Below are 25,195 nucleotides of genomic sequence, written 5' to 3' on the forward strand. Positions count from 1 at the left end.
ACGCTGCGCTCATGAGCATGCTGACCCCCTCCGGGATGGGCGGGAAATACCGGATCACGGGTAACGCCTACCCGCGGATGCGCCGGCCGCGCCGCCGTGGCCGCATCGTCGCGGCCGTCGTCGCCTCCGTGGTCGTCCTGGGCCTGTTCGGCTGGGGAGCGGTGCAGCTCTTCCACGTCTTCAACGGCGGCGACGGCGACACCAAGGCCAACGCGGGCCCGCAGAACGCGCCGACCTGCAAGCCCGCGCCGACGCCCACGCACACCGCGAAGCTCGCGCCGCTGCCGCAGCCGGCCGGTGTGACGGTGAACGTCTTCAACGCCACCACCCGTGGCGGCCTGGCCAAGTCCACCGCCGACGAGCTGGCCAAACGCGGCTTCAAGGTCGCCAAGTTCGGCAACGCGCCGATCACCTACGACAAGAAGGTCACCCAGTCCGCGATGGTCGTCGCCGGTCCGGCGGGCGAGGCGGCGGCCCGGGAGGCGGGCACCCAGGTGGGCGGAGCCACTGTCAAGATCGACCCGGCCCGCAAGGACAACACCGTCGATCTGATGATCGGCAACGGGTTCAGCGCGCTGGCGACGCCCGCGGACGCGGCCAAGGCGCGGGTCGTCGCGGCGAACCCGCCGCCGCCGAAGCCGGTCTGCACGGTGCCGACCACGCCGGCGACCAAGCCGAAGGGCTGACAGCCGGAAGAATGAAAAAATGCACGGGCCGCCGAGGCGGTCCGTGCATTTTTTTTGGCTCTGCGCGACCGGGGTCAGCCCGCCATGCCGTAGAGGCGGTCACCCGCGTCGCCGAGGCCGGGGACGATGAAGCCGTGCTCGTTGAGCCGCTCGTCGACGGCCGCCGTGACCACGGTGACCGGCTTCCCGGCCAGCGCGCGCTCCATGACCTCGACGCCCTCCGGCGCGGCCAGCAGGCACAGCGCCGTGACGTCGTCGGCGCCGCGCTCGATCAGCAGCTGGATCGCCGCGACGAGGGTGCCGCCGGTCGCCAGCATCGGGTCGACCACGTAGACCTGACGGCCGGACAGGTCGTCGGGCATACGCGTCGCGTACGTCTTGGCCTCCAGCGTCTCCTCGTCGCGGACCATGCCCAGGAAGCCCACCTCGGCGGTCGGCAGCAGCCGCACCATGCCGTCGAGCATGCCCAGCCCGGCGCGCAGGATCGGCACGACCAGCGGCCGCGGGTGGGACAGCCGGACACCGGTGGTCGCGGCGACCGGGGTCTTGATGTCGACCTGCTCGGTCCTGACGTCCCGGGTGGCCTCGTAGGCGAGCAGGGTGACCAGTTCGTCGGCCAGCCGGCGGAACGTGGGCGAGTCGGTGCGCTCGTCGCGCAGGGTGGTGAGCTTGTGCGCGACCAGGGGGTGGTCGACAACGTGGAGACGCATGGACACGACTGTAACGGCAGCCCGCGCCGGCGTCGTCTCCGCACCGTGCCCCGCACCTTCTGCGGCCCCGCTGGGGTAAACCGCCCGTTGGAGGGAAACCGGTCAGGTACGCCCGGTGCACCACCCGGGTGAACCGACCTCGGGACGGTGATCCCCCCATGCCGGACGCTACCGACCGGAACGCCGAGGACCGCGACCAGGAGCGCCGCCGCAAGCGCGCGGTGTTCCTGCGGGAGATGGACGAGGCCAAGGCCCTGCGGGAGCGCGTCCAGCCGCGGCGCGCCCGGGCGAACCGGATGCGTCAGCAGATGCGGATGCGCACCTTCCGGTGGTGATCGGAGCCCGGGTGACAGCCCGGCAAGATCATCGGTTTACCCGGAAGTGACGAAGACCTGGCACGTCGGAGTGCCGAAGACCTCTCGCATCGCCGTTCTTTCTGCCACGATGCCGATGGGTGGGACCAACATGTGGGTGTCACGGCCTCGCGCAGTGCGGGCGGTGCGGCCCTCATGAGCGACAAGCGGCCCCGCCCGGTCCGGACGGCCTGAGACCAGTGGGAGAGTCACGGTGTACTTCGCCGCACTGCTCGCGCGCACCGAGGACGGTTGGCAAGCGAGCGAACCCGATCTCGACGATGTGGAAACCCTCGCCGACTTGTGCGACCTGGCCCGTGCGGCCGGTGAGGAGGATGAAACGGTCCTGGTCTTCATCGAGCAGGAGGACGCCTGGTTCGGCGTCGTCCGCGTCGACGGTGAAGAGGACCCCAGGATCTACGTGTCCGACGCGGCGGCGGCCGCCCGAAGCTCGTACGGGGAGATCCTGCTCACCGACGAGGTGCTGGGCCGCGACCCGGAGGACCTCGACGACCTGGTCGACCTCGACGGCACCGAGGACGGCGAGGACGACGACGACGAGGACGCCGTGGCCGGTCCCTCCGAGGACCACGTCCCGGTCGGCCCGCTCGGCGAGACCGACGTGCTGGCCGACCTCGGCATGAGCACCAAGGAGCTGCTGGCGCTCAGCGGCGACGGCGCGCTCACCGGGGAGGCGCTGGGCGAGATCGCCGACGCGCTGGGCTGCGCCGACGTCCTGGAGGCGGTCCGCTGACAGGACCCGCGCCGGCCGATCCCGTCCGCGACCCCTGGGCGCCCGCGATGCGGCTCGCCCTGGAGGAGGCGGAGTGCGCCCCGCTCACCGGCGACGTGCCGGTGGGCGCGGTCGTGCTGGGTCCGGACGGCGAGGTGCTGGCCCGCGCCCGCAACGAGCGCGAGGCCACCGGCGACCCGACGGCCCACGCCGAGGTCCTCGCCGTCCGGCGCGCCGCGGCGGCGGTCGGCCAGTGGCGGCTGAGCGGCTGCACGCTGGTCGTCACCCTGGAGCCGTGCACGATGTGCGCGGGCACGATCGTGCTGTCCCGGCTGGACCGCGTGGTCTACGGCGCCGCCGATCCCAAGGCCGGAGCGGCCGGTTCCCTGTGGGACCTGGTCCGCGACCGCCGCCTCAACCACCGCCCCGAGGTGATCGCCGGCGTCCTCCCCGAGGAGACCGCCGCGGTACTGACGCGCTTCTTCCGCACAAAGGATTTCTGAGCACTGCCCGGCGTGGGCTAGGATCTCCCTCGGTAGCGTGTCCGAGCGGCCTAAGGAGCACGCCTCGAAAGCGTGTGAGGGGGCAACTCCTCCGTGGGTTCAAATCCCACCGCTACCGCTCTGAGCAGGACGAGAGAGGGCAGTCACGGAGTCCGTGGCTGCCCTCTCTCGTGGCCGTCCCCGCCCTCGTTGCCCTCTCAGCTCCCGTCTCCGCGGCATCCGACGCCCGGCCTCGGGCTCAGCTCTCGTCGGCCGGCCTGGTGTGGAGGACCTCGCGGGCCTGTTCGGCGGCGCGGGTGATGCTCTCGCTGATGAAGTCGAGGAACCGGGCGACGTTCTCCAGCCGGGCGGCGGCGGGGGTGTGGGCGCCGAGGACGGCGACGCCCTGGCGCGCGGTCGCGACGAGCTGGTCGTTGGCCCGGGCGCTGGCGATCGTCGCCTGGTAGAAGAGCTCGTCGTCGACGATGTAGCGGTCGCGGCGGCGCTCGTCGCGCTCCCGGCGGACGAGGCTCTGGCTCTCCAGGAAGGTGATCGCCTTGGAGACGGACGCCGGGCTGACCTGGAGGCGCCGGGCCAGTTCGGACGCGGTGAGGCTGCCGGCGTCGGTGGTGAACAGGCAGGTCAGCACCCGGGCCGTCATCTTGGGCAGGCCGGACCCCATGAGCACGGTGGTGAGCGTCTCCTCGTACTCGGCCACCGCCTCGGCGTCCCGGCCGTGCGGCTGGGGGGCCGACTCCGCCGGGCGGGCCGCGGCCGGCCGGCGCCGGTGCGCGCGGCGTTCGGTCGCGCGGTGGGCCAGGTCGGCGCGGTAGGCGTTGGGGCCGCCGTTGCGCATCACCTCACGCGTGATCGTCGAGGTCGGACGGTCCAGGCGGCGCGCGATCTCGGCATAGGGGAGGCTGTCGGCCAGCCCCAGCGCGATCTGCTGGCGTTCCTGCTGGGTGAGCCTGCCTCCCGGCATCACTGTCTCCTCGCTGGTCCTTCGCGGTCGTCGGCCTCACTGTAGCGTTCACCTTTGATTCATTGCAATGCTTTCACCACCTGACGTTGCGTTACTCCCACATCCGTTGCAACAGTTTCTGCCATATGAACTGCGCAAACAGCACCGTCATGCAACGAACTAGTTGTCGCAGGATGGAAAGCAACGTAGCGTTTCCCATGTCAGAAACGAGGAACGAGCCCAGGAGAGCACGATGCAGAAGTTCGCCACCGCCGCCCCGATCGCCGCCGTCCTGGACGTCCCCGCCGGACGCGTCCAGTTCATCGCCGCCGACCGGGCCGACACCACCGTCGAGATCCGGCCCGCCGATCCGTCCAGGAGCCGCGACGTCCAGGCCGCCGAGCGGACCACCGTCGCCTTCGCCGACGGCGTCCTGCGGATCCAGGCCCCCGAGCCCGGGAACCGGCTCCTCGGCGCCGCCGGCTCCGTGGAGATCACCGTCCAGCTCCCCGCCGGCTCCGGCGTCGAGGGCCGGGCGGCGAGCTGCGAGCTGCGCGGGGTCGGCCGGCTCGGCGACGTCGTCTTCGACGGCGCGTACCGCCGGATCAAGCTCGACGAGGCCGCGAGCGTGCGCCTGACCGCGACCGACGGGGACGTCGAGGTCGGCCGGCTCACCGGCCCGGCGCGGATCAGCACCCCGCGGGGCGACATCCGGATCACCGAGGCCGTGCGCGGCACCGTCGAGCTCCGCACCTCGTCCGGCGACATCACCGTCACCGCGGCCGCGGGCGTGCCGGCCACCCTGGACGCCGGCACCGATCACGGCCGCGTCAGCAACTCCCTGAAGAACAACGGCGCCCCGGAGCTGGACATCCACGCCACCACCTCCCACGGGGACATCACCGCCCGCAGCCTGTGAGGCCCAGGTGAGCGGGGAACGGGCCGGGAGCGGGCCTCGGCGCACCCGCGCCCGCACCCGCACCCGCCCCCGGCCCAACCGATCACCTTTCAACGGATGATGAGCGTGATCGATCGTCTGATTACGCTGTCTGATGGATAGACTCCAGCGATTGCACACTTGTCACCTGTCACCGCTGGCGCGGACGCCTGGCCGGGAGGGGCGGAGCATGGCGCAGGCCAAGAAGATCACCGTGTACGCCGTGGCGATCTTCATCCTTTACACGATCATCAACCAGCCCGCCCGAGCCGCCGATCTCGTGCAGGTGGGCTTCGTGGGAATATCCAACGGCGCCAAGAGCATCGGCCAGTTCATGCACGACCTGGCCAACTAGCGAGCCCCGCCCGGGGTGAGAAGGAGTCCGATGATCCGGCACCTGGTGCTGTTCAAGCTCAACGAGGGCGTCGAGCGGGACGAGCCGCGCGTGGTCGCCGGCGCCCGGGCGTTCGCCGAGCTCGGACCCAGGATCCCCGAGGTCGCCTCCTGGGAGTGCGGCTGGAACATCACCGACCGGCCCGTCGCCTACGACTTCGCGATCAACTCCTCGGTCGCCGACGCCGACGCCCTGCAGCGCTATCTGGTGCACCCGGCCCACCAGGAGGCCGTGGCCCCCTGGGGCGAGTTCGCCACCTGGGTGATCGCCGACTACGAGATCTGAGTGACGCGCGCGGTGTTCCCGCGCCCGGCGGCCGCGGTCCGGCGGCCCGGCCGCGCACCCCGCGCCCACCCGCCTGACGCCGCGACTCCGCCGCTCACGACCGGCCCCCCGCGCAGCTCCGCGCCGGGGGCCCCGTCATGCCCGCAGTACCCCCCGCCACGCCGGTGACGTGCGGCGATGGCCGTGGGCCCGGCCTGCGGCGTTCGTACAACACGGCAATATACGGTGCTTGCACAAGGCGGACATGAATTGTGATGCTATGTCTGCTTTTCCCAGTTTTCGGCGTTTTCTCAGCTTGGGCAGTTCACCCGGCTTTCGAAGCCGCCGGGTTCCGTGCGCGCGCCCGGCGTGCCGCCGCGGCCGGCTTGTGTGGACCGATAAGGGGTGTGGTGTGCCGGTGTCGGCCCGTACGGCGTCAACAGCGTATCCGCGCGGCAGGACGCGGGCGCCCAGCAGCAATGCGGCGGACGCGCGGGCGCTGACCCAGGTGCTCTTCGAACAGATCACCGAGCTCGAGCCGGGCACCCCCGAGCACGCCCGCGTGCGGGCCGCGCTCATCGAGGTCAACCTGCCGCTCGTGCGCTACGCGGCCGCGCGCTTCCGCAGCCGCAACGAGCCGATGGAGGACGTGGTCCAGGTCGGCACCATCGGCCTGATCAACGCGATCGACCGGTTCGACCCGGAGCGCGGGGTGCAGTTCCCGACCTTCGCGATGCCCACGGTGGTCGGGGAGATCAAACGTTACTTCAGGGACAACGTGCGGACCGTCCACGTCCCGCGCCGGCTGCACGAGCTGTGGGTGCAGGTCAGCGGCGCCATCGAGGATCTGACCGTGCTGCATGGCCGCTCCCCCACGACCGCCGAGATCGCCGAGCGGCTCAAGCTCTCCGAGGACGAGGTGCTGGCCTGCCTGGAGGCCGGCCGCGCTTACCACGCCACCTCCCTGGAGGCGGCGCAGGAGGGCGACGGCGCCCCGGGACTGCTCGACCGGCTCGGCTACGAGGACCCGGCACTGTCCGGCGTCGAGCACCGCGACCTCGTCCGGCATCTTCTCGTCCAACTCCCCGAACGGGAGCGGCGGATCCTGCTGCTGCGCTACTTCGGCAACCTGACGCAGTCACAGATCAGCGCTGAACTGGGCGTCTCCCAGATGCACGTGTCGCGGCTGCTGTCCCGCAGCTTCGCCCGGCTGCGGTCCGCAAACCAGCTCGAAGCGTAGCCCACCGGGATTAAGCCACCTGCGAAGATATGTCGACATGGCGCTACAGCGCGTTGCCGACATGTGACATTCTGCGGATACCGCGTTTGTCGCGGGCGGACCTCCGGTATTCCAGAGGAGGAACAACCGTCGCTCGCGACACCCGTCCGCGACCTCAAGGGGGTGGCATGTCCGTACAGGTGGGCAGTCCCAAGGTGCTTCGTACCGACGCAAGCGCACCGCACGACGCTCTTCACGGCGAGGCCATCGACACCCGTACGCTGTCCCGTTCGCTGTTCCTGCGGCTTGCGGAACTGCCGGTGGACAGCCCGGAACGCACCTATGTACGCGACACGCTGATCGAGCTGAACCTGCCCCTTGTGCGGTACGCCGCCGCCCGGTTCCGCAGCCGCAACGAGCCGATGGAGGACATCGTCCAGGTCGGCACCATCGGCCTGATCAAGGCGATCGACCGCTTCGACTGCGAACGCGGCGTGGAGTTCCCGACGTTCGCGATGCCCACCATCGTGGGCGAGGTCAAGCGGTTCTTCCGCGACACCTCGTGGTCGGTCCGCGTGCCGCGGCGCCTGCAGGAGCTGCGGCTGGCGCTCACCAAGGCCAGCGACGAGCTCTCGCAGCGGCTGGACCGGTCCCCGACCGTCGCCGAACTCGCCGCCTGCCTGGGGGTGTCCGAGGAGGACGTGGTCGACGGCCTGGCCGTGGGCAACGCCTACACCGCCAGCTCGCTCGACTCCCCGCCCCCGGAGGACGACGGCGGCGAGGGCAGCCTGGCCGACCGGCTGGGCTACGAGGACTCCGCCCTGGAGGGCGTGGAGTACCGCGAGTCCCTCAAGCCGCTGCTGGCCCAACTGCCCTCGCGCGAGCGGCAGATCATCATGCTGCGGTTCTTCGCGAACATGACGCAGTCCCAGATCGGCGAGGAGGTCGGCATCTCGCAGATGCACGTCTCCCGCCTGCTGACGCGCACGCTGGCGCAGCTCCGCGAGGGACTGACATCGGAGGGCTGACGCACGAGCTCCCGCAGTGGCCGGCCGACGGGATCCTGCCCGCGCGAGGGTGGGCGAGGGGCCAGAGGCCGTCCGCGGAGGGGGCGAGCAGAAAGCCCGACCGACGGCGCAGAGGGGTGAGGAGGGAGGAGTGGTCGGGCTCGGCCCGGAGTGAGGGCGGACCTCACTTCATCGCGAGGACGACCACTCCGATGATCACCACCAGTGCGACGATCACGCCGACGATCAGTCCGGTGCGGCTGCGGGTCTCCGCGCGCTGCACCTCGGCGGCCGGGGGCCGCTCATCCACGAAGGCGCGGAACATCTGCGTGCTGCCCGCGGGGTCGTAGTTGTTGTCAGGGTTCGGGGTGTGGTTCGCCATGCCGCCTGACCCTAGCGTGTATGCGGAATACCCGGCACCCCCAGGTTGTTCGCGTGACTCATGGCACGCATCGGTGACTCTGATCTCGACGTATTCCCTCTCGCCCTCGGCGGCAACGTCTTCGGATGGACCGCCGACGAGGCGCAGTCCTTCGCGGTCCTGGACGCCTACGCGGCGGCGGGCGGCGACTTCCTGGACACCGCGGATGTCTACTCCGCCTGGGTCGACGGCAACTCCGGGGGCGAGTCCGAGACGATCATCGGCCGCTGGCTTGCCCGCCGCGGCCGCCGCGACGACATCGTGGTCGCCACCAAGGCCGGCTCCCACCCGGACTTCAAGGGCCTGCGGGCCGGCACGATCAAGAAGGCCGCGGAGGCGTCGCTGCGCCGCCTGGGGACCGACCACATCGACCTCTACTACTCGCACTTCGACGACCTGGACACCCCGGTCGAGGAGATCGTCACCGCGCTGGACGCCCTGGTGAAGGAGGGCAAGGTGCGGGCGCTCGGCGCGTCCAACATCTCCGCCGAGCGGCTGGCCGCCTCCCTGGACTTCGCCGAGCGCGAGGGCCTGACCCGCTACGAGATCCTGCAGCCGCACTACAACCTGGTCGAGCGCGAGCACTACGAGGGCCCGCTGGCCGCCCTGGTCGCCGAGCGCGGTCTGTCGGCGGCTCCCTACTTCGGCCTGGCCGCCGGCTTCCTCACCGGCAAGTACCGGCCGGGCGGCACGGCCGTCGGAAGCGCCCGCGAGGGCAAGGCGGCGTCCTACCTCGCACAGGAGCGCGGGCCCCGCGTACTGGCCGCGCTCGACGAGGTGGCCGCCGCGCACAGCGCCGAGCCGGCGACCGTGGCGCTGGCCTGGCTCGGCGCCCAGCCGACCGTGGTGGCGCCGATCGCCAGCGCCCGCACGGTCGAGCAGTTGCCCGCGCTGGTCGCGGCCGCCGACCTGAAGCTCACCCCGGAGGAGGTCGCGGTCCTCACGGCCGCCGCCTGACCGCCCGCGGACGCCTGTCCGCCGTCACCGCGCGACCGCCCGTCCCCGTCCACCGGGGGCGGGCGGTGGCACGTGCGGCCCATCCACCGCCGTCCCGGGAACCCACCGCGATGTGGGCTTCGTCTCAGCCGGCTCACAGCAAGTGGCATCTACACCCATCATGACCTACAGTTGCTTTAGGCAACTAAAGTGGAGGTGTGCGAGGCCAGTGGCGTCGATACGAACCCAGTCCGGGACCACCGCGGCACCGGCGGCAGCCGGTGACGCGCCCATGTCCCACCGCCAGATCATGGAGGCGCTGTCGGGCCTGCTGCTCGGGCTCTTCGTGGCGATCCTGTCGTCCACGATCGTCTCCAACGCGCTTCCCCGGATCCTCGCCGACATCGGCGGCGGGCAGAGCGCCTACACCTGGGTCGTCACCGCCTCGCTGCTCGCGGTCACCGCGACCACCCCGATCTGGGGCAAGCTCTCCGACCTGTTCAGCAAGAAGCTGCTGATCCAGCTCGCGCTGGTGATCTACGTGGTCGGCTCGATCGTGGCCGGCTTCTCCACCAGCCCGGGCCTGCTGATCGTCTGCCGTCTGGTGCAGGGCGTCGGCGCGGGCGGCCTGTCCGCACTCACCCAGGTGATCATGGCCGCGATGATCTCGCCGCGGCAGCGCGGCCGGTACAGCGGCTACCTCGGCGCCACGTTCGCCATCGCGACGGTCGGCGGACCGCTGATCGGCGGCGTCATCGTCGACTCCGCGCTGGGGTGGCGCTGGTGCTTCTACGTCGGCGTGCCGTTCGCGATCGTCGCCCTCGTCGTGCTGCAGAAGACGCTGCACCTGCCGGTGGTCAAGCGCCAGGTGAAGATCGACTGGACCGGCGCCTTCTTCATCACCGCCGCGGTCTCGCTGCTGATGATCTGGGTCTCGCTCGGCGGCCAGAGCTACGCCTGGATGTCGTGGCAGACCTTCGTGATGGTGCCCGCGGCCCTGGTGCTGGGCGCGATCTTCCTCTTCACCGAGTCCCGGGCGGCCGAACCGATCGTGCCGCTGCGGCTGTTCCGCAACCCGACCATCACCCTGACCTCGCTGGCCAGCCTGTTCGTCGGCATCGCGATGTTCGCCGGGACGGTCTTCCTCAGCCAGTACTTCCAGCTGGCCCGCGGCAAGACCCCGACGATGTCCGGCCTGATGACCATTCCGCTCATCGGCGGGCTGTTCGTGTCCTCGATGGTCAGCGGGCGGATCATCACCCGCACCGGACGCTGGAAGGGCTTCCTGGTCGCGGGCGGCCTGCTGGTCACCGCGGGCACCGGCACGCTCGGCATGATCCGCGCCGGCACCCCGTACACCGAAGTGGCCGTCTACATGGCCCTGCTGGGGCTCGGCATCGGCATGATGATGCAGAACCTCGTACTCGCCGTGCAGAACCAGGTCTCGGCGGCCGACCTCGGCGCCGCCAGCTCGCTGGTGACCTTCTTCCGCTCGCTCGGCGGTGCGGTCGGCGTCACGGCGCTCGGCGCGGTGCTCGGCAACCGGGTCACCCACTTCGTCACCCAGGGCCTGACCGCCCTCCACGTCAGCGGCGCGGCGGGCACGGGCGGCGGCATCCCGGACGTGGCGACGCTGCCCGCGCCGGTGCGGGGTGTCGTCGAGAACGCCTACGGGCACGGCGTCGGGGACGTGTTCCTCTACGCGGCACCGTTCGCGCTGATCTCCTTCCTGCTCGTCCTCTTCGTCAAGGAAGTTGCCTTGAACAACCGAAGCGGTTTGCAGCAGGTCTCCTCGGGTACAGGCCGGACGTCCGGTGACGTCGCGGGCGCGGCGGCCCGCGAGAGGTGAGAATTCCCGGCCGCCGGCCTGTTCCCGCAGCGGAGAGGTCCAGGCGGGCGGTACGGGAGAAGGGTCCTGGCGGCGGCCACGGCAGGGGACGGCCGGCGGCCGTCCGCCGGGACCTGTTTACGTTCGGCGTCCGCTCCCGGGACGTAGGGTGCGGACATGGCTTCCAACATCGCCACGAACACGACGGTCTCCCTCGACGATCTGCTGGACTTCGTCCGGCCCCGGCACCGGGCGATCCTGCTCACCACCCGGGCGGACGGCCGGCCCCAGGGCTCCCCGCTGACGTGCGGGGTCGACGACTCCGGGCGCATCGTCGTCTCGACGTACCCCGAACGGGCCAAGACGAGGAACGCGCGGCGGGACCCGCGGGTCAGCGTCATCGTCCTGTCGGACGAGTGGAACGGGCCCTGGGTCCAGGTGGACGGCACCGCTGAGGTCCTGGACGTCCCCGAGGCGGTGGAACCGCTCGTGGAGTACTTCCGCAACATCTCGGGGGAGCACCCGGACTGGGCGGAGTATCGCGAGGCGATGCTGCGGCAGGGTAAGTCGTTGATCAGGATCACCCCCGAGAGGTGGGGGCCGGTTGCCACCGGCGGCTTCCCCGCTCATCTCGCCTGACCTCCCCCTCCCCTTCGGGGCTTGTCCTGCCCCTTGCGGTCCTTTGCCGTCTGCCGGTCGACCTGTGGTTGCTCGTCCGGGAGGTGCCCCCAGCGCGAACAACCACGACGAGGCAGCAGTCGGCAACGCACCCCCGCGGGGCAGCCCCGAAGCCGAACAGGGCGCGGGTAGGAAGAACCCGCATCCCTGTTCGGCGAACCCCGAAGGGCGGTCAAGACTTGGGCGACGTCAAGTCGTACACCGTGGTGGACCCCACCGTCTTGGCCGAGTAATGACCCTGCACCCAGGACGAAATCTGGGACGCCGCCCCGGACCCCCCCATCGACCCCCCGAATCCACCGCCTCCGATGAAGTAGTGGATCCGCCCCTCGGCCACGTACTCCTGGAACTGGGCCAACGTGGGCGACGGGTCACTCCCGTTGAACCCGCCGATCGCCATCACCGGCTTCTGCGTGGCGAGCTGATAACTCGCCTGGTTCTGCGAGCCGATCGCCGCCGCGACCCACGTGTACCTGCCGGCGTCCGCCCGCAGCAGCTCCGTCATCTGCGAACTGACCTTCGCGCCGTCGAGCAGGCCGCCCATGCCGCCGCCTCCGCCCATGCCGCCGCGCATGCCGCCGGTCCGGCCCTGACCGGCACCTCCGGTGGCGCCGTTCCCGCCCCCGGTCGTCCCGGGAAACCCGTTCTGGCCGCCCTGCGGCGGCTGCCCCTGCGGGAACTGGCCGCCCTGGCCCGTCGTCCCCCCGGCCGTCCCGCCAGGGAACTGCGGCATCCCCTGGCCGCCGTTCCCGACGCCACCGTTGCCGAAGCCGCGTCCGCCGAAACCACCGCGCCCCCCGCCGGGGCCCCCGCCGCCGGGGAATCCGCCCATGCCGCCCTGGACGGCCGGGCCGGCCGTGACGATCGACCCGGTGTGTCCCGTGCCGATGGTGTCCAGCGTGTAGGCGACCGGCCCGCCCAGGGCCGCCGCCAGTCCGGCGACCGCCCCGACCGTTCCGATGCGGGCTGGCACCCGGCCGGGCCACGCGGCGGCGAGCAGCGCGGCCGCCGCGGCCACACCGGCCACGACCACCGCGGTCCGCAGCCACGGGTGCCAGTCGGTGGACCGGCCGAGCAGGTCCGCCGACCACAGGCTCGTCCCCACGACGGCCACCGCCATGGTGACGGCCGCCGCCGGGTGGGTGCGCCGCTGCCACAGCATGCTCGCGGCCATGCCGACGAGCGCCGCGATGTAGGGCGCGAGGGCGATGTTGTAGTACTGGTGGAAGATCCCGGACATGAAGCTGAACGTCGTGAACGTCATCATCAGGGCGCCGCCCCACAGCAGGAACGCGGCCCGTGCGGTGTCCGCTCGGCGGGCCCGCCGGGTGAGGACCAGGCCGACGACCAGGCACAGGAAGGCCGCGGGCAGCAGCCAGGCGATCTGGCCGCCCATCTCGGAGTTGAAGAGCCGGCCGATACCCGTCGCGCCCCACTGGCCGCCGCCGCCCGGGCCACCGCCGCCGCCGACGCTGCCGGTCTCGTTGCCGGTGATGCGGCCGAAGCCGTTGTAGCCGAAGGTCAGCGACAGGAAGCTGTTGTCCTGCGAACCGCCGATGTACGGGCGGGAGGACGCCGGCCACAGCTCGACGATCGCCACCCACCAGCCGCCGGCCGGCACCATCGCCAGCCCGGCGTACAGCAGTTGGAGCAGGCGCCGGGGCAGCCGGGCCGGGGCGCACACCGCGTAGACCACGGCCAGCGGCGGCACGATCAGCCACGCCTGCAGGGTCTTGGTGAGGAACGCCAGGCCGAACACCGCGCCCGCCAGCACCAGCCACCGGGTCCTGGCCCCCTCCAGCGCGCGCAGCACGCAGTACACGGCCAGCACCATCAGCAGGGCCAGCAGCGCGTCGGGGTTGTTGAACCGGAACATCAGCGCGGCCACCGGGGTCACCGCGAGCACCGCGCCGGCCAGCAGTCCGGCGCCGGCGCTGAACCGGCGGCGGACCGCCGCGTACAGCACGCCCACGGTCGCGACGCCCATCAGCGCCTCGGGCACCAGGATCTGCCAGGAGCCGAGCCCGAACAGCCGTACCGACAGGGCCATCGGCCACAGCGCGGCCGGCGGCTTGTCCACGGTGATGGCGTTCGCCGCGTCGGAGGAACCGAAGAAGAACGCCTTCCAGCTCTGGCTGCCGGCCTGGACGGCCGCGGAGTAGAAGGAGTTGGCGTAGCCGGACGCGCTCAGGTCCCACAGGTAGAGCACGAGCGTGCCCAGCAGCAGGGCCAGGAACGCCGGCCGGGCCCACGCCGGGTCCTCCGGCCGTCCGCGCCACAGGCGCCCGGCGCGGGAGGCCGGCCGCTCGGGGAGGCCGGCGCCGGGGACACCCCTCTCCTGGAGCCCGGTCGCGGGAACGCCGTGCGGCGCCGCGGGCACGACCGGGCCTGCGCCGTCCCGCCCGGCCGCGTCCTGTCCGGGCACGGGTGCGTCCGGGGGCGGGGCCTGGAAGGCCTGGGCCGGAAGGTGCCCGGGGGGCGGGGTGTTGCTCGGCGCGGTCATCGCGCACTCCTCAGATCGGGGGCGGGTTCGCCGGGGGCCGCGGGCGTCCGGTCCGGAAAGACCCAGGCGCGGAAGAGCAGGAACCGCAGGACCGTCGCCGCCAGGTTCGCGGCGATCAGCGCGGCCAGTTCGGTGCCGTGCCCGGGCCGGGCGCTGGCCGTGTGGAGGGCGGCCAGCGAGCCGCTGGTCAGAGCCAGGCCGATGCCGAACACCACCAGACCCTGGGCCTGGTGGCGCACCGCGCGGTCCCGGCCGCGCACGCCGAAGGTCAGGCGGCGGTTGGCCGCGGTGTTGCCCAGCGCCGACAGCAGCAGCGCGAGGGCGTTGGCGGGCTGGGCGCCCATCCCGAGCCGGAACAGCACGTACAGGCCCAGGTAGACCAGGGTGCTCAGCGCGCCCACCACGCAGAAGCCGACGAGCTGCCGGGCCAGCCCCGGCGGGACGTCGGACAGGTCGCGGTCGCGCGGGTCGTCGCCGAACGGGCGGCGCAGCCGGTCCAGGGCCAGCCGGCCGGTGGCCAGCGCGCGGCCGACCCGCCACACGCCGCGCAGGTCGTCGGTGGCGGTGCGGACCAGGTCGACGCTGCTGTCGGGGTCGTCGACCCAGTCGACCGGCACCTCGTGGATGCGCAGGCCCGCACGTTCGGCGAGCACCAGCATCTCGGTGTCGAAGAACCAGCCGGTGTCCTCGACCATCGGCAGCAGGTGCTGCGCGACGTCGGCCCTGATGGCCTTGAAGCCGCACTGCGCGTCGGAGAAGCGGGCGGCCAGCGAGCCGCGCAGGATCAGGTTGTAGGCGCGGGAGATGAACTCCCGCTTGGCGCCGCGCACCACGCGCGAGGAGCGCGACAGCCGGGAGCCGATGGCCAGGTCGGAGTGGCCGGAGATCAGCGGCGCGACCAGCGGCAGCAGGGCGTTGAGGTCGGTGGACAGGTCCACGTCCATGTACGCCAGGACCGGCGCGTCGGACGCCGTCCACACCGTGCGCAGGGCGCGTCCGCGGCCCTTCTGCTCCAGGCGGAAGGACTCGACCTCCGGCAGCTCCGCGGCCAGCGCCTTGGCGACCGCGGGTGTCAGGTCGGTGCTGGCGTTGTCGGCGACGGTGATCCGGAACGGGTAGGGAAAGGTGCCCGACAGGTGTGCGTGCAGCCGGCGGACACACGGCTCGAGATCGTCCTCCTCGTTGAACACGGGGATGACGACGTCGAGCACGGGTGCGCCCGCCGCGTGGTCAGGGTCTGCGGCCATGACCGGCAGGTGCTGCCGGGCGGGCAGGGTGCCGAGTGGGGTTCGCATGCCACGACCCTCGGCAACCGCCCTGTCATGACGATGTGGTGAGGCTGGGGACGGGCTGTGAGAGTGCGGGCGGAAGGGTGACGCTGAACACGGTGCGTCCGGGGGCGCTGTCCACGGTCACCCGGCCGCCGTGCGCGGCCACCACCGACTGCACGATCGCCAGGCCCAGACCGGTGCTGCCGGCCGCCCTCGACCGCGAGGTGTCGCCGCGCGCGAACCGCTCGAACACGCGCCGTTCGAGGTCCTCGGGGATGCCCGGACCGTCGTCCTCGACCTGGAGCAGCACCTCGCCGCGGCGGGGCGTGGCCACGCGCGCGGTGACGGTCGTGCCCGGCGGTGTGTGGGTGCGGGCGTTGGCCAGCAGGTTGGCGAGGACCTGCTGGAGGCGCTGGGCGTCGCCGTGCACGCAGACCGGCCGGTCGGGCAGGTCGAGCCGCCAGTGGTGGTCGCGACCCGCCGCGCGGGCGTCGCTGACCGCGTCGACCACGAGCGGCGACAGATCGGTCTCGTCGAAGCTGAGGGGGCGGCCGGCATCGAGCCGGGCGAGCAGCAGCAGGTCCTCCACCAGCGTCGTCATCCGGTCCGCCTCGGACTCGATGCGGCCCAGCGCGTGCCGGGTGTCGGGACCGGCCGGCTCCCGCCCGCGGCGCGTGAGTTCGGCGTAGCCGCGGATGGACGCGAGCGGCGTGCGCAGCTCGTGACTGGCGTCGGCGACGAACTGCCGCACCCGCGTCTCGCTCTCCTGGCGGGCGTGCAGGGCCGAACCGACGTGCCCGAGCATGCGGTTGAGGGCCGCGCCGACCTCGCCGACCTCGGTCCGCGGATCGGCGTCCGCGTCCGGGACGCGTTCGTGCAGCGCCACCTCACCGCGGTGCAGGGGCAGTTCGGACACCCGGGTCGCGGTCGCGGCGAGCCGGCGCAGCGGCTCCAGCGCGATCCGCATGAGCGCGGCGCCCGCCAGCCCGGCGGCGACGAGTCCGGCGGCCGTGACCGACACCTCGACCCACATCAGGGTGGACAGGGTGTCCTCGACGCCCGCGGTGCTCATGCCGACGATCACGGTCGTGCCGTCGGACCCCGGCATCGCCGACTCCACCCGGTAGGTGCCCAGGCCCGGTATGGCCAGCGTGTGCGGGCTGCCGTCGCGCGGCACGTCCGCGAACGCCGCGGCCTGGGCGGAGGTCAGGTCCTTCGCCTCGAGCTGGCCGTCGGTGGAGTCGGCCGCGCTGACCGCGGCCTGGGTGACGGTTCCGGTCGCGCTGACGAGAGCGCCGACCGTCTCGCCTTCCTGGCCGCCCCCGGCGAGGAAGGGGAACGGCGGAAGATCCCTGTCGTGCGGCAGCGGGCCCCGCTCGGGGCCGTGCGGCCCGGAGGCGCGCACCGCGACGTCCTGCACCTTGGCGTCGAGCTGCCCGTACAGGAAGTCGTGCAGCGCGAATATCGTCACCGCCCCGATCACCGAGCACACCACGGCGACCAGGACGACACAGGACGCGACCAGGCGCCGGCGCAGCGACCAGCGGCGCCGCGGCGCAGGCCGCGTCCGCGTCACGCCGGCTCCCCCGGCTTGATCAGATACCCCGCGCCGCGCCGGGTGTGGATCATCGGGGAGCGGCCGGCGTCGATCTTCCGCCGCAGGTAGGAGATGTAGAGCTCGACGACGTTGGCCTGGCCGCCGAAGTCGTAGGACCAGACGCGGTCCAGTATCTGCGCCTTGCTGAGCACGCGGCGCGGATTGCGCATCAGGTAGCGCAGCAGCTCGAACTCGGTCGCGGTCAGGTGGATGTTGTCGCCGCCGCGGCTGACCTCGTGGCTGTCCTCGTTGAGCACCAGGTCGCCGACGACCAGCAGCGACTCGTTGCGCACCGCCGCCGCGCCGGAGCGCCGCAGCAGGCCGCGCAGGCGCGCCACGACCTCCTCCAGGCTGAACGGCTTCGTCACGTAGTCGTCACCGCCCGCGGTCAGGCCGGCGATGCGGTCCTCGACGGCGTCCTTGGCCGTCAGGAAGAGGACCGGCACGTCCGGGGTCTCCCGGCGCAGCCGGGCCAGCACCTCCAGGCCGTCCATGTCCGGCAGCATCACGTCGAGCACGACCGCGTCCGGCCGCGACTCGCGCGCCGCGCGCAGGGCGCTGGTGCCGTCGGACTCGGTGAGGACCTGCCAGCCCTCGTAGCGCAGGGCCATCGAGAGGAGGTCGGCGAGGGGGGCTTCGTCGTCGACGACGAGGACGCGGACGGGGGAGCCGTCGGGCCGGGCGAGTTCCGCTGCCGCGGTGGTCTGGGGGACCTGGGCCTGGGCCGCCGTCGCCTGGGCCTGGACGGCCGCGGGGTCGGCGGGGGCCGAGGGGTGGGGCGTGGTCATCGGGGAGGTGGTTGCCATGCGGCAAGCCTGTGGGGTGGCTATGAAAGGAGCATGGGGCGTTTCTGTGAATCGTCTGAGAATCAGGTCGGCTCGGCGGGGGTTGGCGCGCCCGGGGGTGGGGTCCGGGGTGACCCGGGGCGCCGTTGCCGTGTGACGGGCGTGGTTGTTCGCGCTGGGGACACCTCCCGGGCGGAGCCTGGGGGACCCCGCGTCCTCGGCGGCGCTTGCTCGGTTTCTGGTGGCGCGGCCACTCCGCCAGTCGCTCGGAAGGGGGCGGAAAAGAGGTGCGGGGCGGACAGGGGTGATCGGGGGTGGGCAAGGGCGGGGGAGAAGTGGTCGGCGGGGCGTGGGGGGTGTCACCCGGGCGTACGGTCGTGGCCATGGCTGGACGGGCCGGCGGTGCGCGGACCCCCCGGGCGGTCGCCGTCGAGCGCCTCGCACCGGGCGATCACGCCTGCCTGCCGTACGACGCTCCCGGGCAGCCCTGGGCGGTGCGGGCCGCCTTCGCCGCCGGGGGGCTGGCCCGCGGCGAACGCGTTCTGCTGTTCACCGGCCCGGACACCGACGTCCCGAAGGCCCTGGACGCGCTGGAGGCGTACGACCTGCCCGCCCGGCAGGCGGCGGCCGAGGGCCGTCTCGCGGTGGTGCGCGACTCCCCCGGATACGACACGGCCCGCGGCTTCGACGCCGCGGCCCGTGCCGGTCATTGGGTGCGGGCCGCGGACGACGCGCGGTCCCGCGGTTTCACCGGCCTGCGCGCGGCCGGTGAGATGGCCTGGGCGGCCGGCCCCGGGGTCGATCCCGAGGAGCTGCGCACGTACGAGCTGGGCCTGACAACGCTGTTCGCGGAACTCGGCTGCACCGCGCTGTGCGAGTACGACCACCGGGCCTTCCCGGCCGAGCAGTTGGAGCCACTGCTCGGCGTCCACCCGCTGTCCGTGGTGCCCGCAACCCCCGGCACGCTGCACGCGGTACGGGAGGGCGGTGTTCTGCGCCTGGCCGGGGACGCCGACCTGGCCACCCGCGGTGCGTTCGAACTCGCCGTACGCGAAACGGATCGGGGCGTGATCGATCTGACGGGCCTGGCCATCCTCGACGCCCACTGCGCACGGGAGTTGGCGCGGCTGGGGGGTACGGGCGGCCTGCCGGTGGTACTGGAGTGCACGGACGCGCAGGCCCGGCTCCTGCGCATCTGCGGGCTGCGGAATCCGCCGGCGGGCGTGACCCTGAGTATCCGGGTGCCCGGACGGGACGCCGGCGGGTCCGCGGGCTGACGCCCGGCCGCCCGTCAGGCCTGTTCGCGCTGCTCCTCGGCGAGGAGCTGGAAGGCGACGGCGCCGTCGAGCGATTCACGGATGATGTCCGCGTGCCCGGCGTGCCGGGCCTGCTCCTCGACCAGGTGCATCAGGATCCAACGGGCGCTGCGCTGGGCGCCCTTGGGGAACCAGGGGGCCTCGGGCAGCGGGACGACCATGTCCAGGTCCGGCAGGGCGGCGACGGCCTCGGTGGTCTGCCGGGCGACCTCCTCGAACTCGGCGAGGACGCCCGCGAGCGTCTCGTCGGGGAGCAGCCGGAACTCGTCCTCCCAGCCGGCGCTGCGGGTCGCGAGGTCGTCGTCGCCGCCGGGCTGCGGAACGCGCTGCATCAGGACTTCCTGGATCCAGTGGTGCTCGACGTGCGCCGCGTGCTTCACCAGGCCGCCGAGGGTCATCGCGCTGACGCTGGGCCGCGCGGCCGCCTGCTCGTCGGTCAGGCCGCGCACGGCCCGCCGCAGGCCACCGCGCTGCGCCTCCAGGAACGCCAGCAGGGACTCCCGCTCACCGGCTGCCGCCTCGACCAGACTCGGCATCACGCCACCTCTTCCTTTGCTCAGCGGGATCTTTCGCCCGCGCCGACATCACCCAAGCTATGAGGTCTTGCGGTCAGCTTCCGTCCGCATCGCCGACCTGTCTTCTCGGCTGGGGCCCGGCCCCGTGGATCAGTTCCGAGCCGCGGAACGGAGGTCCTGAACCGTGGACAGGGTCGCGCCCCCTTCGGCCTCCGGGGTGCCCCCGGGCCCGGCTTCCGGGGTGCCCCCGGGCCCCGTCGCCGTCCACCGGTTCGCTGTGGCTGTTCGCGCAGTTCCCCGCGCCCCTGATCACGTGCCGTACGTCCGCACGTTGGGGGCAGTACGGCGGTACCCCGGCACACCCTCTGGGGCCACTTATCACTGCCAGGGGGTGGGGAGGAAGCGCTCCCCGCAGGAATGTGCATCCGCCCGGGTCAACGGGCGGAAGAACCCGCCATGCACAGTCCGAGGAGACGCTTCCGGACTGCCCCCAACAGACGGACAACGGCACGTGATCAGGGGCGCGGGGTCCCCCAGACTTCGTCCGGGAGGTGCCCCCAACGCGACAAGCCACCCACCGGGCGGAGGGCGGCCAACAAGACCTCGGGGCACCCCGGAAGCCGTTCAGCGCAGCCGCAGGCCGATGTACGGCACGGTGCCGCCGGGCAGCACATAGCGTTCGGTCTCCACGAAGCCCTGGGCCAGGGCGAACCGCAACCCCTCGGGGTTGGACCCCAGCACCACCGTCTCGACCACGCCCGCGCCCAGCGCTTCCGCCTGCTCCAGCCCCCGCGCGTACAACGCCCCTCCGTACCCGCGCCCCCGGAACTCCGGCAGCACCCGGGCGATGACCACGACCATCGCCTCCTCCCCCTCCGGCGCCCGCACGGTCATGCACCCCACCAGCCGCTCCCCGGCGTACGCCACGTCGAGCAGGTTGCGCCGGCTGCGTTCACGGACGTCGTCCAGCGACAGCGGATCCGGCGGGACGATCAGGTTGTGGACGTACTGCCAGTCGCGCAACTGGTCGTCGCCGTGGGCGCGTTCGATGCGGAGGTCGGGCATCACCCCATCGAAGCGTTCGCCGCGCCGGGCGGTCAACGGGATAAGCCCGGCCGGCCCGCCGCCCGCCCCCACCGGAGTAACCTGCGCAGGCCGATCGTCCAGCGGGTACGAAGGGGGACCGCCCGTGCTGCGCTCCCGCGCGCGTTCCAGGACGCCGCTCCGCAAGCCGCGGAAGCCCTCGTGGGCACCCAGGTCCCGCAGGGGAGCCCTGGCGGCCGTGGTCCTGGTCGCCGTCGTCCTGCTCGGCGGCGGCGTCGACGCCCTCGTCACCGGCGGCGTGAACATGGCGTACGCGGCCCGCTGGCAGGGCACCCCGGGCCGGCTGACCGTCCTGCTCTGCACGGAGGAGGGCTTCGGCAAGACCCGGCACACCCGCTGCGAGGGAACGTTCCGCTCCGACGACGGGAAGGTCGTCGACCGCGACGCCGGGATGTCGCAGTCCCTGTCGCCGGGCTCGACGCTGCCCGTGCAGCGCAAGGCGTCCGGCGGCTACGACCGGGTCGGCTTCGCCGCGTTCAGCGGCTGGCTGGCGGTGGCGTTCCTCGGTCTGGCGATGGCCGGCACGGCCGTCCTGGGCGTGAGTTCCGCGACCGCCCGCGCCGCCTTCCGGCCCGCCTGGCTCACCGTCGGCGGCCTGCTCGCCGCCGCCCTCCTGACCGCTCTGGTCAGTGCCGTCGGCGGCGCCTTTCCGTAGCGCCGGCGACGACGGACGCACAGCTCCCCGAACGCGCCCCTTTCGACCCTTATCGTGGCCTTCGGTGGCGTGTCTCCGCGGATGAGAGGGAGTCGGGGCCGTGGCGTTCGCGGAGTCGGCCGGCGGGGGCGCGTCGAGGATCCCGCCCCGGGAGGGCCGGGCGCCCGGGGGACGGTCGTGGGCGCCGCTGCTGGCGGTGTGCGCCGGGTACTTCATGGTGATCCTGGACGTGACGATCATCAACGTCGCCGTCCCCGTCATCGGCCGGGACCTGTCGGCCTCCCTGACCGGCATCCAGTGGATCACCGACGGATACACCCTGGTCTTCGCCGGGCTCCTGCTGACCGGCGGCGCGCTGGGTGACCGGCTGGGCAACCGCCGCGTCTTCTGCTCGGGCGTCGCGGTGTTCACCGCGTCGTCGGCGGCCTGCGCGCTCGCGCCGAACGCCCCCTTCCTCGTCGTGGCCCGGCTGGTGGAGGGGCTCGGCGCGGCGCTGATCGTGCCCGGGTCGCTGGCCCTGCTCCAGCAGGCCTACCCCGCGCCGGCCGCCCGCTCGCGGGCCTTCGGCCTGTGGGGCTCGATGGCCGGCATCGCGGCGTCCGCCGGCCCGCTGCTGGGCGGCCTGCTCGTCTCCACCCTCGGCTGGCGCTGGGTGTTCCTCATCAACCTGCCCGTCGGCGCGGCCTGCCTGGCGCTGACCCTGCGTCACGTGGACCGTTCGCCCCGGCGCGCCGACCGGGCCCTGGACTGGCCCGCGCAGTGCACGGTCGTGCTGGCGGTCGCGCTGCTGACCGCGTCGCTCAACGAGGCCGGGCGGCGCGGCTGGTCGGACCCCGCCGTGCTCGCCGGGCTGGGCCTGGCGGTGGCGGCGGCAGCGGCCTTCGCCGTCCGCGAGCGGCTGGCCCGCTCGCCCGTCCTGCCGCCGAGCGTGCTGCGCTCCCGCGCGATGAGCGGCGGCGCCGTCATCGGTCTGCTCTTCAACTTCGGTTTCTACGGCATGGTGTTCACGGCCAGCCTGGAGTTCCAGCACCAGCGCGGCTTCAGCGCCCTGCGCACCGGTCTCGCCCTGTTCCCGGCGGTGGCGGTGACGATGTTCGCCTCCGTCCTGTCCGGACGGCTGGCCCGCCGCACCGGCGACCGCCCGCTGGTGGTCTCGGGCATGCTCGTCGCCGCGCTGGGACTGGCCGGGTGGGCCGCGGCGGGGGCGGACGCCGCGTATCCGCTGCTCGTGGCGCCCATGATGGCGGCGGGCTTCGGGACGTCCTTCGCCCTCACCGGTACCACGGCCACCGTGATGGGTGCGGCCCCGGCGGCGTACTCCGGCGCCGCCTCGGCGCTGTTCAACACCACGCGGCAGATCGGCAGCGCCACCGGCGTCGCGCTCGGCGGCAGTCTGCTCGCCACGGCGACCGACTTCTCCAGCGGGGTGCGCACCAGCATGGCCATCGGGGCGCTCGGGTACCTGGCCGCGGCGGGCCTGGCGTGGCGGTGTGTTCCCGCGCGGGGGCGGTGACGGGCTCACGCCCCCGCCATCAGGGCGGCTGCGCGGGCCTGGTGGTGGAACAGCCGCAGGGCTGGTGAGCCGCCAGCCCTGCGACCTGCCAGTTCCCACCACGGAAAGTCCGGGGCGGACCGCACATCCGCCCATGAACAGCGGCCCGTCCCGGCTCGCTTCTCTTCTGACCCCACGTCGCCTTCTCATGCACGGGAGTCGGCATCAACTCGGCTTTCGTGGGGCGGGGGTTGGCCCTCCCGCGGGATCGCGGTCACCGGCGCAGGAAGATCCATGCGGCGACGCGTCGGCCGAGGCTCCCGCGCACCGGACCGGCGGCGGGGGACGTCAATCCCCGCAGCCCCTCCCGGATGTCGGGATCGGCGAGGTCCACGGTGACGAGGGAGGCGGACGTCCAGACCGGCCGGCCCGCGCACCAGGGGACGACGAGGTCCGGCCGATCGGGGTCGCTGTGCAGTTCGGTCTCCCCCACGGGCACGGCGGGATACCCGTGCCGGCGGCCGGCGACCAGCCCCGAGGACAGGTGCAGCAGCGCCTCGGGGACGTCCTCTTGGCCGCAGTCCCGGGGGAACAGCGCCATGCACAGGCTGCCCGAACCCGCGTGCCACACGGTCACGTAGCGGCGGATCTCCGCGAAAGGTGACCGGGCGGCGCGGGCCAGCGCGGCGCCGTTGCGCACGCCCTGGAAGATCTCGTGCGCGATCCCGGTGGCGATCAGGACGGTCAGGGCCAGGCCCCACAGGCTCCGGCCGCTGCCCCAGTCGGCGAACGCACCGCCCGTGGACGCCGCGACGACGAAGAGGAAGGCGACCACGGACGCGGTCAGCGGAGCGGTCCTGAGACTGCGTACGCGCCACCACGGGACCTCGCGCACATCCCGCTCGGGCCGGACCTTCCGGGGGTCCCAGCCCGCGGCGGCCCACTGGGCCCCGGCGGCCGCGACGAGGTCGGCGTAGGAGGGCGCGGCCGGATCGTCCGTCAGGTCCTCGGCGCCGGACCCGTGCGCAGCGCTGTCCTTGCCGGAGTCGTCGGACTCGTCGGCCTCGCCGGACCCGTCGGACCCGTGAGGCCCGTCGGGTTCACCGGCTTCCCCGGCCGCTTCTCCTGACGGCACCCCACGCATGCCCCACCCCCTCGGCGCCGCGTCGAGAGACCCGGGCGCCTGCGGCCATCATGCTCGCGGCCGACTTCCCGGTGGAAGAGCCGAGCGTCAAGAGGAGCCGGCTCCTCCGGACCCCCGGCCCCTCCGCTCGACCTCCCTCGGCCTCCCGTGACCGCCGCCCGCCGGGAGCTCAGCCGGGGATGCCGAAGGCGGGGCCTTCGGCGTCGTCCGCCTCCTCGGGCTGGAGCGTCTCCTCCCAGCCGAAGTCCGGGGCCTGGAAGAGGTCGGTCTGCGGAGGCGGCGGGGCCGCGGAGGAACGGCGGGGTTGCCCTTCCAGCGCGGAGAACAGCGAGGTCGAGTCGATGGGAGGTCTCCTTCGTCACGGGACCCTGCGGGTGCCCGGTCTGCCGTGACCGGGCACGGTGGTCCTACAGCTTGGTCATCTTGGCGTACGGGCTCAGGATCCGCATGCGCGCCGAGCCGAAGTCCACGAGCGCGGCGACTCCGTCCTCGATGGCGATCACCCGGCCGAGGCCGTACACGTCGTGGGTGACCTGATCGCTCACGGCGAAGTCCTTGGGAGCCGGCGTGGCGGGGGCCTTGAAGGGGCTGGTAGGCAGATGACGTCTCGGTGCAGCGGGCTTTGTCATGACTCAGTATGAGCCCAGACCTCTCGCGTCCGGTGTGGCCGTCGGCACAGTCGACCGGGCGGGACCGCGGCCGCGGCACGGACCCGGGTCCGGAGAAGCCGGCCGCACAACGCGAGAGGCCCCCGGATCTCTCCGGGGGCCTCTCGGCTCTGTGCACTCGGCAGGATTCGAACCTGCAACCTTCTGATCCGTAGTCAGATGCTCTATCCGTTGAGCTACGAGTGCGGGGCTTGCGTTCCGGGTGGTGGGCCGGTCGGCGTTGCGTGGACAACATTACATGAGGTGGCGCGGGAGGCGAAATCCATATCGCACAGGCCGTATGACCTGCGGAAACGCCGAGATGAGGGGTGTCGGCGGCTCAATGGCAGGAGCCCCGCCGACGGGGTCGGCGGGGCTCCTGATGCTGGCGGAGGCGGAGGGATTTGAACCCTCGATGGACGGTAAAGCCCAAACCGCATTAGCAGTGCGGCGCCATAGACCGGACTAGGCGACGCCTCCTGGGTACGTGCCCGGGTGAGCGGGCGCGTAGGGAATGATGGCACAGCCGGGCGGGCTGCGACCAATCCGAGAATACG

25 protein-coding genes, 3 tRNA genes and 1 pseudogene are annotated in these 25,195 nt (G+C 72.6%); 16 read left to right on the plus strand and 13 right to left on the minus strand.

Annotated features, from left to right (window positions below; translation table 11 throughout):
• Positions 1–11: 11 nt before the first annotated feature.
• The gene (locus K7862_RS08075; RefSeq protein WP_222961734.1) at positions 12–686 is read left to right on the plus strand and encodes a LytR C-terminal domain-containing protein; all 675 of its coding nucleotides are present in this window, start codon (positions 12–14) and stop codon (positions 684–686) included.
• Between the two features lie 74 nt (positions 687–760).
• On the opposite strand, the gene upp is transcribed toward K7862_RS08075, so the two are convergent.
• Positions 761–1,396: a uracil phosphoribosyltransferase gene (gene upp, locus K7862_RS08080; protein WP_222961735.1), complete on the minus strand. Its 636-nt coding sequence runs from the start codon at positions 1,394–1,396 to the stop codon at positions 761–763.
• 158 nt (positions 1,397–1,554) lie between these two features.
• Here upp and K7862_RS08085 point away from each other — a divergent pair, with 158 nt between their 5' ends.
• The 4 genes from K7862_RS08085 to K7862_RS08100 all read left to right on the plus strand — a co-directional run bounded on the left by K7862_RS08085 (position 1,555) and on the right by K7862_RS08100 (position 3,103).
• Complete coding sequence (locus tag K7862_RS08085) at positions 1,555–1,731, plus strand: hypothetical protein (RefSeq protein ID WP_222961736.1); 177 nt, start codon at positions 1,555–1,557, stop codon at positions 1,729–1,731.
• Between the two features lie 232 nt (positions 1,732–1,963).
• On the plus strand, positions 1,964–2,503 hold the full coding sequence (locus K7862_RS08090) for a tRNA adenosine deaminase-associated protein (RefSeq protein WP_222961737.1): 540 nt from the start codon (positions 1,964–1,966) through the stop codon (positions 2,501–2,503).
• A 47-nt stretch (positions 2,504–2,550) separates the two neighbouring features.
• Entirely contained in the window at positions 2,551–2,985 is a 435-nt protein-coding gene (locus K7862_RS08095; protein ID WP_222961738.1) for a nucleoside deaminase, read from the plus strand.
• A 31-nt stretch (positions 2,986–3,016) separates the two neighbouring features.
• Positions 3,017–3,103, plus strand: a tRNA-Ser gene (locus tag K7862_RS08100).
• Positions 3,104–3,223: 120 nt separating this feature from the next.
• On the opposite strand, the gene K7862_RS38425 is transcribed toward K7862_RS08100, so the two are convergent.
• The gene (locus K7862_RS38425; protein WP_222961739.1) at positions 3,224–3,946 is read right to left on the minus strand and encodes a helix-turn-helix domain-containing protein; all 723 of its coding nucleotides are present in this window, start codon (positions 3,944–3,946) and stop codon (positions 3,224–3,226) included.
• 232 nt (positions 3,947–4,178) lie between these two features.
• On the opposite strand from K7862_RS38425, the gene K7862_RS08110 reads away from it, so the two are divergent.
• The 5 genes from K7862_RS08110 to K7862_RS08130 all read left to right on the plus strand — a co-directional run bounded on the left by K7862_RS08110 (position 4,179) and on the right by K7862_RS08130 (position 7,767).
• Positions 4,179–4,844 (plus strand): DUF4097 family beta strand repeat-containing protein, encoded by a 666-nt coding sequence (locus K7862_RS08110; RefSeq protein WP_222961740.1) that lies wholly within the window; start codon positions 4,179–4,181, stop codon positions 4,842–4,844.
• A gap of 208 nt (positions 4,845–5,052) precedes the next feature.
• Positions 5,053–5,217: a hypothetical protein gene (locus tag K7862_RS08115; RefSeq protein WP_222961741.1), complete on the plus strand. Its 165-nt coding sequence runs from the start codon at positions 5,053–5,055 to the stop codon at positions 5,215–5,217.
• A 30-nt stretch (positions 5,218–5,247) separates the two neighbouring features.
• Positions 5,248–5,541: a Dabb family protein gene (locus tag K7862_RS08120; RefSeq protein WP_222961742.1), complete on the plus strand. Its 294-nt coding sequence runs from the start codon at positions 5,248–5,250 to the stop codon at positions 5,539–5,541.
• A 391-nt stretch (positions 5,542–5,932) separates the two neighbouring features.
• On the plus strand, positions 5,933–6,760 hold the full coding sequence (locus K7862_RS08125; RefSeq protein ID WP_222961743.1) for an RNA polymerase sigma factor SigF: 828 nt from the start codon (positions 5,933–5,935) through the stop codon (positions 6,758–6,760).
• A 167-nt stretch (positions 6,761–6,927) separates the two neighbouring features.
• Complete coding sequence (locus K7862_RS08130) at positions 6,928–7,767, plus strand: RNA polymerase sigma factor SigF (protein ID WP_222961744.1); 840 nt, start codon at positions 6,928–6,930, stop codon at positions 7,765–7,767.
• A gap of 163 nt (positions 7,768–7,930) precedes the next feature.
• On the opposite strand, the gene K7862_RS08135 is transcribed toward K7862_RS08130, so the two are convergent.
• A complete protein-coding gene (locus K7862_RS08135; protein WP_222961745.1) occupies positions 7,931–8,128 on the minus strand; it encodes a hypothetical protein in 198 nt (65 codons plus the stop codon).
• Between the two features lie 60 nt (positions 8,129–8,188).
• Between K7862_RS08135 and K7862_RS08140 the strand changes: the two genes are divergently transcribed.
• From K7862_RS08140 to K7862_RS08150, 3 genes and pseudogenes are all read left to right on the plus strand, one after another.
• On the plus strand, positions 8,189–9,124 hold the full coding sequence (locus K7862_RS08140) for an aldo/keto reductase (RefSeq protein ID WP_222961746.1): 936 nt from the start codon (positions 8,189–8,191) through the stop codon (positions 9,122–9,124).
• 271 nt (positions 9,125–9,395) lie between these two features.
• A pseudogene (locus tag K7862_RS08145) lies at positions 9,396–10,904 on the plus strand (MDR family MFS transporter); the annotation flags it as partial.
• Positions 10,905–11,108: 204 nt separating this feature from the next.
• Positions 11,109–11,570 (plus strand): PPOX class F420-dependent oxidoreductase, encoded by a 462-nt coding sequence (locus tag K7862_RS08150; protein WP_222961747.1) that lies wholly within the window; start codon positions 11,109–11,111, stop codon positions 11,568–11,570.
• A 211-nt stretch (positions 11,571–11,781) separates the two neighbouring features.
• Here the strand turns inward: K7862_RS08150 and K7862_RS08155 are convergent, their stop codons facing one another.
• From K7862_RS08155 to K7862_RS08170, 4 genes are read right to left on the minus strand one after another with little or no spacing between them, the layout of a single operon-like run.
• Positions 11,782–14,112: a glycosyltransferase family 39 protein gene (locus K7862_RS08155; RefSeq protein ID WP_222961748.1), complete on the minus strand. Its 2,331-nt coding sequence runs from the start codon at positions 14,110–14,112 to the stop codon at positions 11,782–11,784.
• Positions 14,109–15,407 (minus strand): bifunctional glycosyltransferase family 2/GtrA family protein, encoded by a 1,299-nt coding sequence (locus K7862_RS08160; RefSeq protein WP_222961749.1) that lies wholly within the window; start codon positions 15,405–15,407, stop codon positions 14,109–14,111. Before K7862_RS08160 ends, K7862_RS08155 begins: the two co-directional genes overlap by 4 nt.
• Before the next feature lie 25 nt (positions 15,408–15,432).
• Positions 15,433–16,959: a HAMP domain-containing sensor histidine kinase gene (locus K7862_RS08165; protein WP_222961750.1), complete on the minus strand. Its 1,527-nt coding sequence runs from the start codon at positions 16,957–16,959 to the stop codon at positions 15,433–15,435.
• Positions 16,956–17,786: a response regulator transcription factor gene (locus K7862_RS08170; RefSeq protein ID WP_262412807.1), complete on the minus strand. Its 831-nt coding sequence runs from the start codon at positions 17,784–17,786 to the stop codon at positions 16,956–16,958. Before K7862_RS08170 ends, K7862_RS08165 begins: the two co-directional genes overlap by 4 nt.
• 362 nt (positions 17,787–18,148) lie before the next feature.
• Between K7862_RS08170 and K7862_RS08175 the strand changes: the two genes are divergently transcribed.
• Positions 18,149–19,042: an MEDS and STAS domain-containing protein gene (locus K7862_RS08175; RefSeq protein ID WP_222961751.1), complete on the plus strand. Its 894-nt coding sequence runs from the start codon at positions 18,149–18,151 to the stop codon at positions 19,040–19,042.
• Between the two features lie 14 nt (positions 19,043–19,056).
• Here K7862_RS08175 and K7862_RS08180 read toward each other — a convergent pair whose 3' ends face one another.
• Together K7862_RS08180 and K7862_RS08185 are read right to left on the minus strand one after the other, a co-directional pair.
• Positions 19,057–19,617, minus strand: coding sequence for a DinB family protein (locus K7862_RS08180; protein WP_222961752.1), 561 nt, complete (start codon positions 19,615–19,617; stop codon positions 19,057–19,059).
• Positions 19,618–20,220: 603 nt separating this feature from the next.
• Positions 20,221–20,661 carry a GNAT family N-acetyltransferase gene (locus tag K7862_RS08185; protein ID WP_222961753.1) on the minus strand — a complete coding sequence of 147 codons (441 nt, stop codon included), beginning with the start codon at positions 20,659–20,661 and terminating at the stop codon, positions 20,221–20,223.
• A 217-nt stretch (positions 20,662–20,878) separates the two neighbouring features.
• On the opposite strand from K7862_RS08185, the gene K7862_RS08190 reads away from it, so the two are divergent.
• Positions 20,879–21,355, plus strand: a complete 477-nt coding sequence (locus K7862_RS08190; protein WP_222961754.1) for a hypothetical protein — start codon at positions 20,879–20,881, stop codon at positions 21,353–21,355.
• 100 nt (positions 21,356–21,455) lie between these two features.
• Entirely contained in the window at positions 21,456–22,868 is a 1,413-nt protein-coding gene (locus tag K7862_RS08195; RefSeq protein ID WP_222961755.1) for an MFS transporter, read from the plus strand.
• Positions 22,869–23,121: 253 nt separating this feature from the next.
• Here K7862_RS08195 and K7862_RS08200 read toward each other — a convergent pair whose 3' ends face one another.
• From K7862_RS08200 to K7862_RS08215, 4 genes are all read right to left on the minus strand, one after another.
• Positions 23,122–23,991 carry a hypothetical protein gene (locus tag K7862_RS08200; protein WP_222961756.1) on the minus strand — a complete coding sequence of 290 codons (870 nt, stop codon included), beginning with the start codon at positions 23,989–23,991 and terminating at the stop codon, positions 23,122–23,124.
• 407 nt (positions 23,992–24,398) lie between these two features.
• Positions 24,399–24,620 (minus strand): hypothetical protein, encoded by a 222-nt coding sequence (locus K7862_RS08205; RefSeq protein ID WP_222961757.1) that lies wholly within the window; start codon positions 24,618–24,620, stop codon positions 24,399–24,401.
• A gap of 152 nt (positions 24,621–24,772) precedes the next feature.
• Positions 24,773–24,845 (minus strand) — tRNA-Arg (locus K7862_RS08210).
• 179 nt (positions 24,846–25,024) lie between these two features.
• Positions 25,025–25,118 (minus strand) — tRNA-Ser (locus K7862_RS08215).
• Between the last annotated feature and the right edge of the window lie 77 nt (positions 25,119–25,195).

It is taken from the genome of Actinacidiphila acidipaludis (assembly GCF_019890725.1).
Taxonomy (GTDB): domain Bacteria; phylum Actinomycetota; class Actinomycetes; order Streptomycetales; family Streptomycetaceae; genus Actinacidiphila; species Actinacidiphila acidipaludis.